Source organism: Geosporobacter ferrireducens, from assembly GCF_001750685.1.
Taxonomy (GTDB): Bacteria; Bacillota; Clostridia; order Peptostreptococcales; family Thermotaleaceae; genus Geosporobacter; species Geosporobacter ferrireducens.
This window is the reverse complement of the sequence record NZ_CP017269.1, coordinates 3,221,161-3,232,791: the sequence shown is the minus strand read 5'-3', so window position 1 is coordinate 3,232,791 and position 11,631 is coordinate 3,221,161. Positions and strand designations below refer to the sequence as shown.

Genomic DNA, 11,631 nt, shown 5'->3' with positions numbered 1-11,631 from the left:
TTTATATAACTCCGTTCGCATCCTTTATCAAAAAATATTCAGGATACTTTATCATCATCTCTTTCTCTTCATCAATTAGTTTTCTAAGGTGTTTTTGCAATATGAATCGTGCCTGCTCTATGTTCCTTTTTTTAATAGCATCCAATAGCATATCGTGCTGTTCTATCAAAGCATTTAATGCTTCCTTACTCCAAAGCGTCATTACACGAATGCGCTTGTAATGGCCACTTACATCCTGTATAATCTGCCAGCATATTTCCCTTTTGCAGCCATAAAAAATCGTTCGGTGAAATTCTTGATCTAATTCAAGAAAGCGCTCATAATCCACACTCTCTATGCATTCATGTTGATGCTTTAAGTTTTGCTCAAGTATAGGAATGATATCTGTCGGAAAACAGGTCATCGCCTTGTCTAATACAGCAAGTTCAAGACTTTCTCTTATAAAACGCTCCTCTTCCACACGATCAAGATCAATTTTGGATACAACTGTTCCCCGTTGAGGCAATACCTCCACTAAACCTTCTTTTGTCATCTTAATGAATGCCTCCCTAACAGGCATCCGGCTTACACCCAATTGCTCAGATATTCCTTTTTCACTTATCATGACTCCCGGTTTTATGTTCCAATTAATAATATTTTCTCTGATCGTCTTATATACAAAATCGCTAACATTTAAATTGTCTGGCGGCTTTGATATTTCAATTTGATATTTAATAATAATCACCTTCTATATAATACTATAATCTGATTAAGCAGTTTCATTCACAAATCTTTACTTTCATACGTATAGCACAACTTGAATACTAGTATTGTAACATCCTAGTATGTATGAAGTCAATGATATCGTTTTCATAAATTTTGAAAATGATATTTTAAATAACTTTTCCGTTATCATTATAGAGTCCTTCCCCTTTTGTAATATAATATACCTCAAATTCCTCTAACAATCCTCGTATTCTATTCTGACTCCACGCCCTGTTCCTTTTTCTATCTTTTTTTTCTTTTTTCGATTTTCCTTACTTTCCAACAGGATGTCAAAATCATAGTCCTCGGGGTATAATTCTTCACTGTCAATATAGAGGGACAAGCGTTTATGATTGATCTTAAATCTCTTTTTCATCACCAGCACGCCCACTTCCCCTCTGCTGTTTTCAGCTTCGCAGACAATTCCTGGCCTATCCATGGTACTGATATGCACACAATCCCCTACCTTAAATCGTTGCCGAACCTCTTGTTTTTCCGTATTAACTTTTCTTTCCGCCCCCTCCTTTTTTCGCAGAATCTGCTCATAGCTGTTTTCTAAGATCCCATCTTGTATTATTGGTGCGGTTTCAATTTCCTGCATAGAATAGTCCTTATTTTCCTTATAGGTGATTTGATGGGCTCTTTCAATCATCTCTTTTTTCATGCCTAGCTTTAATGCGATCAGAAATGCATTGCTTTCTCCTGGTTTTCCGATACTTAACCGGTATAAGGGTTTTAAAGTTCTAATATCAAAGTCCATACAGCCGTTGATAAAGCCCTCATGCTTTAATGCAAAATCTTTGATTTCACTATAGTGGGTCGTAGCAAGAGTAGTCACTTCTTTCCTGTACAGGTCTTCTAAAACTGCAGTACCGATCCCCATACCTTCTCCAGGGTCTGTTCCCGCTCCTACTTCATCTAAAATCACTAAGGTATTTCTATCCGCACCGGCAAGAATGCTAATAATGTTTTTAATATGCGCAGAAAAAGTGCTTAAGTTTTGCTCGATGCTTTGACCATCGCCGATGTCAGCAAGAATATCGGTAAATACAGCAAAGCTGCTTTCCTCTCCCACAGGTACATGAAGACCTGATTGTACCATCATTGTCAGGAGACCCACGGTTTTTAGTACTACAGTCTTTCCGCCTGTGTTCGGCCCAGTAATAATCAAACTGCGATAGTTATCGCCAATGGCAAAATCCAAAGGTACGGCAGTATTTCCCAGAAGCGGGTGCCGCCCCTGGCGGATGCAAATAGAGTTTTTATCATTTACTGCAGCACACCTTCCATCTATTGCTTTGCTGAATTTTCCTTTAGCAAACAGGAAATCATAGTGGATCATAGTTTCCCGGTTGATGGAAATCTCCCTCTGGTATTGAAGAACATATACTGTAAGCGTGGATAAAATCTTATAAATCTCCTTTTCCTCTTCAAAGTGCAGGGTGCTTAATTCATCCTGCAGCTTCTTCACCTCTGCCGGTTCAACAAATACCGTAGAGCCGCTGCCAGAAGTATCCAGCACATTGCCTTCGATATTTCTTTTGTATTCACTTTTTACCGGAATAACATATCTCCCATCCCTCTGACTGACTGTATGGCTCTGGATATAACTGCTGTAGGCACTGCCCTTCAGATAGGTATCCAGCTTACTCTTGATTCTTCCTTCTACAATGGTAATTCTTTTTCTAATCTTAGCTAAAGTACTGCTTGCCCGGTCATCTACCCGTCCCCGGGTAATGCATCGGTCGATTTCTTCCGTGACATCATCCAGTTCTGCAATAGATTGAGCATACTTGCTGATATGGGGCCCTGCATGTTCCTTATCTTTCATAAATCCCTTCAACCTTCTGCCTTCTCGAATAAACCCCGATAGCAGTTCTAGCTCTTCCGGCGACAGAATAGCCCCTTTTTCAAGGCCCGTTTGCAATTTTGTCATACCCTTTAAGCTGTGCAAAGGGATACTGGAAATAATATTGACAATAGCCCTTGCCTCAGTCGTTTCTTTCAATAGGCGCTCAATAACTGGAAGTTCTATATAAGGGCTCAAAGTATCTATCATCTCTTTTGCTGCCTCTGACAGGGCATAATTTTTCAGTTGTTCCTTGATTTTATGATATTCCATTAATTCCATAGCATTTTTATTCATTTTAGCTATCTCCATTCTATTAATATTTTTAAAGCAAGTCTATCGCCTTAGTTCACACGCAACATATTTACACCTCCAGAAAAAATAAATATAAAAAGGCCGCAAATGAACACAGTTCACCTGCAGCCTATATCCTGATTTTATTAAATACAATTATTTTTATGTCCTACAAACAGCTTATATGGATGTATGATTGAGATGACTACCATATAGCATTTATGGACATAAAAATACCGTGCAGAGCACGGTAAGAATCGCATATTCACCAATGAAAAAACATTGGTTTCATAAGGGCGGCTATTTCGTGTTCTTTAACTAACAGTGACTGAAAGGTACACCAAATAAACCTGACATCAGCAGGCTCTTGAGCACTTTGCAAATCACTTTATTAAATTTGTTAGTTAAGAACAAACTCACTCATCAAAAAAACTCCTTTATTGCATCTTATTAAGATTTTACACTATAAATAAAGTAAGATCAATAGATAGGATGCTCAATTTTTACAAAAACATACTATTAGAAGAGAATCCCAATGCAGATGTATCATTGCGTCTCTTCTTTTCACTTTTTTGTTATGATCGTGAAGGAATATAGATTCTTGTCTAGAAAAGATAGATAAGGTTGTCTCGCAAATCATCATAAAGGAGTGAAGGAAATGCATAAAGAACGCGTTGAAAAGGTTTTGTCCGCAATGCAGCAGCAGCATATCTCTCAAATGATTATCTCAGATCCGGCATCTATATTCTATCTGCTGGGCAAATGGATTCATCCAGGCGAGCGGATGTTGGTTCTTTATTTAAGCTTGGAGGAAAATCATAAACTTTTTATTAATGAGCTTTTTCCGGTCCATGAAGATTTAGGAGTGGATAAGGTCTGGTTTAAGGATACTGACCAGCCTGTAACTCTCCTGGCACAGCATATGGAGGGCGAAAATGTAGTAGGTATTGATAAAAACTGGCCGTCACATTTTTTATTAACGCTAATGGAGCATAAATCCGATTGTAATTATGTTAACGGTTCTCTTCTAATTGACCAAATCCGCTCAGTAAAAGATTCTTTAGAAAGAGATTTGATGCGCAAAGCATCCAGCTTCAACGATACTGCCATGGGCAGCATTATTCATCTCTTATCTTCTACCCATACAGAGAAAGAAATGGCACAAAAGCTGTTGGCTATTTACGAAGAGCTCGGTACAGAAGGCCCTTCCTTTGATCCGATCATCGCTTACGGGGCCAATGCAGCTGATCCTCATCACGGTCCCGGCAATGGGATATTGAAGGAAGGAGACAGCATTATTATTGATATCGGTTGCAAACACGCCTCCTACTGTGCCGACATGACACGAACGTTTTTCTATAAATCTGCATCAGAAAAAGCGCAAAAGGTCTATAATATCGTTAAAGAAGCCAATGCGCGAGCTATCTCTATTATAAAACCGGGAGTAAGGTTTTGCGATATTGATGCTGCTGCCCGAAGCTATATAGAAGAACAAGGCTATGGCAAATACTTTACCCATCGTACAGGTCATTCCATCGGTATTGAGGTGCATGATTTCGGCGATGTCTCTGCGGTTAATACTGACAGTGTAGCTCCCGGAATGATTTTCTCCATAGAGCCGGGCATTTATCTTCCTGGAGAATTTGGTGTCCGGATCGAAGATTTGGTGTTGGTGACTGAGGATGGTTGCGAGGTGCTGAATAAGTTCAGCAAAGAACTAAGCGTTATCGGATAGAAATTCATATATAAGCCCGTGCATAGCAAAAGGAGGGTATGACAAACACCCTCCTTTTGCTATGTAATACTTATATAATTTCTTATCATTTGCCGAGAGCTTCAAACTGCTCTAACTTCAACTCCATATCTTTTAAGTCATCTGCAATTTGCTTTATGTAAGATTCAAGTCTTTCTAATCTTTTCTTATTCTCTCTTTCGTTTTGTTGAAGAACATCAATTCCATATGGGTTTTTATACTTCATTTTAAATCTCCTCCTTTTTTTTATCAATATTGAGAGATGGTCAGAGTACAGACTTTGATCCATCTTTAATTTCATACTACTTTTATATCCAAAAAGTAAAAGTCTAAACAGTTTTTTAATAATTTTTTTTAACGGATATTTATTCTCCTTTGTCATCTTCTCTCATTCTAACTATTCCTTATGTCTTTAGAAAATAAAACAGCTTTGGCAGATACCAAAGCTGTTTTATTTTAGGAGCGTATTTTTTATATAATCTTTCCGAATATCTAAAATGATATGGATCAGCTCATCAATAGATTTTATTTTACTCCTGTTAAGCAGCATAAATTGATCTATGACAATGGATAAACCCTGGGCATTGCATTTATCCGCCATCTCCTCCATCACATCATAATCTGGATAACCGGCTAGTGATATGAGCCTGATCATATTGGCACAGGCAGCAAAACCGATTACCTCCGATAAAAATGTATCTAAAATGGATTCCTTGTAGCCTTTTACACTTCTATACTCTTCTTTTAAATCCTTCTCCCAGCATTCATTAAAGTAATGCACATAATATTCATACATTTCCTTAATGGTATTCAGCAGGTAGCAGCAGTAGTTTTCTTTTTGCTCTTCGCCTATATTCGATTTAAAGGTGAACGCTGAAAACTGAGATACAAAATTAGCGATGAGATATCCCATATCAAAGGAATAGGGGCCCATGAAGGTATATTCCATATCAATGATCTTCATGCGGTCACAATCAATGAAAATATTTGAGGTATGTAAATCTCCATGAATGAGGCACTCACCTCTTTTCATAAAAATATCCCTCATTTTATAGCACTCTAGAATAATTTCCTCCTTCGACCATACGCGTTCCGATACATTTAACAGCCTTTTGTTGGGCGTGTTATAATCAATCTCTGCAAAGGCACCTCTTATGAAGGCAGCATTTTCCATAATGGATCGCATATCTGCATTAATAAAAGAGGCTTGAAGAAGTCTATGCGTTTCTGCATCCAGATAAAGTTCCGATGTATAGAAGTTTGACTTGGCTAGATATTCCCCTATCTGCTTGGAAAATTTGGGAAAGTACATCATTTTATTTAACTGGAAACGCATTACCTTTAAATAAGATAAATCCTCCATAATGAAAATATTGTTTTCCTTATCAATAAAAAAAGTCTTTGGCGTATATTGAGGAACAATTCCCCCTCTTAACTTTAGGGTTTCATGTTCCAGAAGATTCCTCAACGGTGTGAGCGTATAGCTTTCTCCGAAATATTTCAGATAGGGTCTTGCCTGCTTGACGATAACAGATTTTTCGTGATTATAAACTCTGTAGATATAGTTTACAAAACCTTCTTTTTCTTCTTGAGGGTTAAAATCACTGATATCCTCTACACACAATTGCCTCGTAGTAAATAACTCTGTGTTCTTCAGAACATATTCAACGATATTATCTGTTGTAATGATCATCATTTGTCGTCACCTACTCCCACTTGTTGGGAAAATGATATCATGCCCCTTATTGGTTGTCAATAAAGGTAAAAGGATACAATTTTGCCTACTTGTTATACTTTTTTGTGTTCTGGCAAAGCAGTAATCCCTATTGTTTGCAAAAGAGTACCCCTTCGTCAGAAGGGGTACTCACCTACTTCAGCTTCAGCTTTGCCAGCGCCTCGGCCAAGGCTGTATTCACCGGCTCATCCTGTACCTTTTTCTGTTGATTTAGATACTTGGCTACATCCTTTTTGGATACCTTGTTACTGTCCTGCTTCTTTCGTTCCTGGAAGGCAGAAAGCTTTTCACGATGACCGCAGGGGCAGACAAATATCTGTCCTTCTCCTTCGCCTCTCAGTTCCAGCTTTTTATGACAATTTGGGCATCGTGCATTTGTAACGGTAGCAAGACGCTTTCGATGACCGCAATCCCGATCCTGACAAACCAGCATCTTTCCTTTTTTTCCTTTTACCTCCAGCATATATTTTCCGCATTCAGGACACTTTGTTTTTGTAAGATTGTCGTGACGGAAATTCTCTTCACTGTTTTTAATCTCCTGTACCACTTCTTTTGCATAGATCCTCATCTCTTGAAGAAAAGTGTCTTTTTTCAAGCTCCCTTTGGCAATGGCACCCAGTTTTTGTTCCCACTGGGCCGTTAGCGAAGGAGATTTGAGTTCCTCTGGAACCAATTCCAGCAGTTGTTTTCCCTTAGACGTAATCCAAATGTCTTTTCCTCTTTTTTCAATCAAAAAACTGTTAAAAAGCTTTTCAATAATATCTGCCCGTGTAGCTACAGTACCTAAACCTCCCGTCTCACCAATGGTTTTAATTAGTTCCTTAGCTTCACCTGCCATGTATTTTACCGGATTTTCCATAGCTGAAAGCAGAGTTCCTTCATTAAATGGTGCCGGAGGTTTTGTCTGTCCCTTTGTTTGTACAAGGACTATAACTGGAAGTTTATCTCCTTGATTTACAAGCGGCAGTGTTTGTTCTGAAACATCCTCTTTTTGGCCTTCCTCTTCAAAGTGATTGCCATATACCTCTTTCCATCCTTGAGCAATCACTCTTTTTCCCTTTGCAATAAACAGTTCTTCTCCGATTTTTGCTTTGATCGTTGTCTGTTCGTATTCAAAGGGGGGATAGAGTACGGCAAAAAAACGCTTTACAACCAAATCGTATATTTTTCTTTCCTTATCATTCAAATCTCCTAAAAAGGCAGTCTGTTCTGTGGGTATGATGGCATGATGATCAGATACCTTGCCGTCATCCACAAAGCTTTTATTTGCCTTGACCGGCTGTCTCAAAAGCTTGCCCCCTATTGCAGCATAAGGCCCTACGCTGCAGCCTTTAATCCGGTCTTTTAAGGTATCTACAATATCTGTTGAAAGATATCGTGAATCTGTTCTCGGGTAAGTTAACAGCTTATGCTGTTCATAAAGTTTTTGCATAATCGAAAGCGTTTCCTTGGCCGAATATCCAAATACCCGGTTGGCGTCTCTTTGCAGCTCTGTCAAGTCATAGAGCTGGGGTGAAAAACTTTTTTTATGAACTTTATCTACCTCTATCACTTGGGCATCTTTCTTTTGTAAATCTATTAAGATTTTGTCAACTTTGTCCTTGTCAAAGCTTTTTACATCTTTTGACTGTTTATCCTGCCAGGTAAGCTTTAGTTTCTCTGTATCTGCGGTAATCCCATAAAAAGTCTTGGGTTGAAAGCTTTGAATCTCCTGTTCTCTTCTAGCGATTATTGCCAGTGTCGGCGTCTGTACCCTGCCGCAAGATAGTTGGGCATTATACTTGCAAGTCAAGGCGCGGGTAGCATTGATCCCAACCAGCCAATCCGCCTCAGACCGGGCTACTGCTGAGGCATATAGGTTTTCATATTCTTTTCCGTTCCGCAGCTTCTGAAATCCTTCACGGATAGCTTTATCGGTTACCGAAGAAATCCATAGTCTTTTGATGGGTTTCTTAACCTGTGCTTTTTCGATAATCCAACGGGCTACCAATTCTCCCTCTCGGCCTGCATCTGTAGCAATGATGATTTCATTGACATCCCTTCTGCCCATTAGCTCCTTGACCGTATGATATTGTTTGCTGCTCTGCTTGATGACCACAAGCTTAAGATGCTGGGGCAGCATAGGCAAATCTTCTATCTTCCAAGCAGCATATTTTTGATCATAAACTTCTGGGTCTGCTAAGGTTACTAAATGTCCTAAGGCCCAGGTAACAATATACCGTTCTCCTTCGAAATAACCGTTTCCTTTTTTATTACAATTCAATACCCTGGCAATATCTCTTCCAACGGAAGGCTTTTCTGCCAGTACGATCGCTTTACTCATCATAACAATCCCTTCTAGTGAATTAGGAAAAAATTAATCAATAATGCAGTTCCAATGGTAAAAATTCTACTGACGTTAATGATTATAAAATTCTTCACAGCCAATATAAAGGTATCCCGCTTCGTCTGCCTCTCATAAAAAATCTTTAAATTTTTTCTGACCGGAATCAGCGTCAGCAGCATCAATAGAGAAATCATAGGCTCTACACCTACAATCAGTAGTAGAATAATATCTGCATAAGTGATATAGTATAAGGCTTTAAACAGCTTTAATGCATTTTCCTTTCCGATATAAATCGGTAACGTATACCGCTTATTCTCCATATCATCCTCTATGTCGCAGATATTGTTGGCCAGCATGATATTGGCAATCCCCATCACGGCCGGTACAGACATCAAAAAGAGGTATAACAGCTCCACAATATTCATCTCTAATCTAAGCATGCCATCATGATACAGCAGTGTAATGATATTTTTGTCATATACATGTATATAAGCAGAGATAAATACAATAACAAAACCCATAAAAAGACCGGAGAAAATTTCCCCCAAGGGCATCCTTGATATAGGCATCGGTCCAAAAGAATACAATACCCCTACGATAAAGGAGATGACACCTAATAATAGTACGACCTTATTGGTATTCAGAAAGAGTAAGAAGCCTACACATACAGCAATTGCCAATAGGATTGCAATCGTTGCTATAACAATAGATTCTTTCAAGTCATATTTTACGATTGCATTATGGGTTTCATAGTTGAATCCATGGGTTTTGATTGCCTTTTTATAATCTAAATAATTGTTGATTACTGTTGTTACCATATCAAAAGCCAACAAGGAAATAAACATGAGCAGAAAGTTCTTTAAGTTGAACTGCTGGAACCGATACAGTGCATAGAGAGTCCCTAAAGAAAAGGGAATTGCGCTGGCAACTTTTGTTTGAATCTCTACTAATTTTAAGAAACAACTTAATGACATGGATAAATCCTCCTTATTATCTACCTCCACAGTATCAACTTGCTTATTTAATATTTATCACAGCCCCATTGCTATTGTCAACTTGCTCCAATCAGGGTTTTGCATTTACAGCATGCTTTTCCGCTAAAACTTCTTCTCCATCTTCAAATTCTACACCGGCCATTTTCATGAGGTATAATGCATTTCTAGTGGTTGATATTCCTGGTCGTAGCTTATAATCAAAATAGATTTGATTGTCTCTATAGTGCTCCTGAAAGTGATAGTTTTTTACGATCTGCCCACTTTCTTTTTCCAGTTCTCCCAGTTCCAGGTCATGGGTAGAAACCAGTCCAATAGCATTATTATGATGTAACTGCTGTATCAACATCTTCGCACCCATATGACGATCATGAGAATTGGTCCCTTTAAAAATTTCATCTAACAAAAAGAACACTTGTCCATCTTTCTTACTAGCCTCAACAATTCTTTTAATTCTCAATAGTTCTCCATAAAAGGAAGAGATGCTTTTCTCAAGGTTGTCACTGATTCTCATGCAGGTATAGATCTGCAGCATAGAGCATTCCATAATTTTTGCACAAACAGGAGCTCCGGCATAGGCCAGCACAAGGTTAATTCCTAAGGTTCTTAGCAAAGTACTTTTCCCAGACATATTGGACCCTGTAATTAACAATACCTTGGCTGGTGTATCGATAGCTACATCGTTACATACCTGCTTATTGGTCAGCAGCGGATGTCCGATCGTCTTCGCATTTAACCTGGAAGGCGTTTTTGTGATCTCCGGCATCACCCACTGCGGATAATCGTATCTGATCAGTGCCAAGCTGGCAAGTCCTTCTATCTCTCCAATAACTTCCAGATATCTTCGCAGCATGGGTCCTGCCTGCTGTTTCCAATCCTCTACTGCAAGCATACACTGGTAGTCCCATAAAACCAGCAAATTAATCGGAAAAAAGGCCATGTTGTTTCTATTCAAAATCTGATCTACAACCCCCTCTAACTTCTTGATCTGTGCTACAGCAGTAACTCCTCTCGAGTCCATCAACCGCTCCTTTAAGCTGCCTAAATAGCTTGACTCAAAATGAACTTTTTCGAAATGACTCAATATTTTTCCATAGACCTTAATACTGTTTTTGCATCGGTAAATCAGCGCCAGCTCTTGTGTTCTTTTTTTTACATCATAGGAAAGCAAGAAAAAGTGAACTGCAAGTAACAGCAGCGGAATATATCTTGCCAAAAGATTCGTTGAAAAGGCCAGCAACAGTGTAATGGTTGTAACAACAGGAAGCAGCCGCAAGAAGATCCTCACCCAGGTTCTTGAATAAAGAGGATGATCATTTTCTGCCCACTGCAGCAATTCCTCTATATCCTGCGCCTCTTCTCCCTTCAACATGCTTTCTGCCTGAAGCCGTTGACGCCACCAACGTTTCTGAGCCAGTTCCTGAATAGCAGCCTGCCTCTCCTCTATTTGCACTTTATCCTTACAGGGACTTGTCAGCATCTCTGCCAATTTTGCTTTTCCCATACAGGTATTGGCCGTGCTGGTCCACTGATAAAGAGATCCTTGTCCAAAGATATCCAAATCCTTTGAAAAATCATGGTCTTCCTCTTGAAAGACATCTCCTTTATCGGGAAATTCTTTCCACTCTCCGTTTATCCGCTTCATAGAAGTTTCATTTACTTCCTTTAACATGATTAAATACCGGTTGACGCTCTTCATTCGATGATGCATATAGACCAGATATATAAATATGATAAAGAACAAAAATCCAATTCCCCAAGTTACATAATTTATAGCTGTTTTAGACAAGAATATCATACTGAAAACAGCTGCTGCTGCAGTAAATATACGCAAGTGACTAACCCTATTCATTTCCTTTAGTAATTTTGATGACTTTTTCTCATAATGTTCTATTCTTTTTTTATAAGTTTCCTTTGCAGTCTTCAAGTTTTTCTCTC

The 11,631-nt window shown here is 38.8% G+C and carries 8 protein-coding genes; 1 reads left to right on the top strand and 7 read right to left on the bottom strand.

The annotated features are described in order from the left end of the window. Position 1: 1 nt before the first annotated feature. Positions 2-724 (bottom strand): GntR family transcriptional regulator, encoded by a 723-nt coding sequence (locus tag Gferi_RS15105; RefSeq protein WP_083273585.1) that lies wholly within the window; start codon positions 722-724, stop codon positions 2-4. A 216-nt stretch (positions 725-940) separates the two neighbouring features. Continuing rightward, positions 941-2,890 carry an endonuclease MutS2 gene (locus Gferi_RS15100; RefSeq protein WP_069977933.1) on the bottom strand — a complete coding sequence of 650 codons (1,950 nt, stop codon included), beginning with the start codon at positions 2,888-2,890 and terminating at the stop codon, positions 941-943. A 655-nt stretch (positions 2,891-3,545) separates the two neighbouring features. On the opposite strand from Gferi_RS15100, the gene Gferi_RS15095 reads away from it, so the two are divergent. After that, positions 3,546-4,622 carry a M24 family metallopeptidase gene (locus Gferi_RS15095; RefSeq protein ID WP_069977931.1) on the top strand — a complete coding sequence of 359 codons (1,077 nt, stop codon included), beginning with the start codon at positions 3,546-3,548 and terminating at the stop codon, positions 4,620-4,622. Positions 4,623-4,707: 85 nt separating this feature from the next. Here Gferi_RS15095 and Gferi_RS28185 read toward each other — a convergent pair whose 3' ends face one another. The 5 genes from Gferi_RS28185 to Gferi_RS15070 form a co-directional block, all read right to left on the bottom strand. Further along, positions 4,708-4,866, bottom strand: coding sequence for a hypothetical protein (locus tag Gferi_RS28185; protein ID WP_156782410.1), 159 nt, complete (start codon positions 4,864-4,866; stop codon positions 4,708-4,710). Between the two features lie 225 nt (positions 4,867-5,091). Further along, positions 5,092-6,336, bottom strand: coding sequence for an S-methyl-5-thioribose kinase (gene mtnK, locus Gferi_RS15085; RefSeq protein WP_069977928.1), 1,245 nt, complete (start codon positions 6,334-6,336; stop codon positions 5,092-5,094). A gap of 172 nt (positions 6,337-6,508) precedes the next feature. Continuing rightward, positions 6,509-8,698 carry a DNA topoisomerase III gene (locus tag Gferi_RS15080; protein ID WP_069981455.1) on the bottom strand — a complete coding sequence of 730 codons (2,190 nt, stop codon included), beginning with the start codon at positions 8,696-8,698 and terminating at the stop codon, positions 6,509-6,511. 14 nt (positions 8,699-8,712) lie between these two features. Continuing rightward, positions 8,713-9,675 carry a 1,4-dihydroxy-2-naphthoate polyprenyltransferase gene (gene menA, locus Gferi_RS15075; protein WP_069977926.1) on the bottom strand — a complete coding sequence of 321 codons (963 nt, stop codon included), beginning with the start codon at positions 9,673-9,675 and terminating at the stop codon, positions 8,713-8,715. 91 nt (positions 9,676-9,766) lie between these two features. Beyond that, entirely contained in the window at positions 9,767-11,620 is a 1,854-nt protein-coding gene (locus Gferi_RS15070) for a MutS family DNA mismatch repair protein (protein WP_069977924.1), read from the bottom strand. Between the last annotated feature and the right edge of the window lie 11 nt (positions 11,621-11,631).

What these genes read in the sequence shown, in the direction of transcription:
- Gferi_RS15095 (WP_069977931.1), top strand. Translation starts at nt 3,546, where the DNA reads ATGCATAAAGAACGCGTTGAAAAGGTTTTGTCCGCAATGCAGCAGCAG.
- menA (WP_069977926.1), bottom strand. Translation starts at nt 9,675, where the DNA reads ATGTCATTAAGTTGTTTCTTAAAATTAGTAGAGATTCAAACAAAAGTT.
- Gferi_RS28185 (WP_156782410.1), bottom strand. Translation starts at nt 4,866, where the DNA reads ATGAAGTATAAAAACCCATATGGAATTGATGTTCTTCAACAAAACGAA.
- Gferi_RS15080 (WP_069981455.1), bottom strand. Translation starts at nt 8,698, where the DNA reads ATGAGTAAAGCGATCGTACTGGCAGAAAAGCCTTCCGTTGGAAGAGAT.
- mtnK (WP_069977928.1), bottom strand. Translation starts at nt 6,336, where the DNA reads ATGATGATCATTACAACAGATAATATCGTTGAATATGTTCTGAAGAAC.
- Gferi_RS15100 (WP_069977933.1), bottom strand. Translation starts at nt 2,890, where the DNA reads ATGAATAAAAATGCTATGGAATTAATGGAATATCATAAAATCAAGGAA.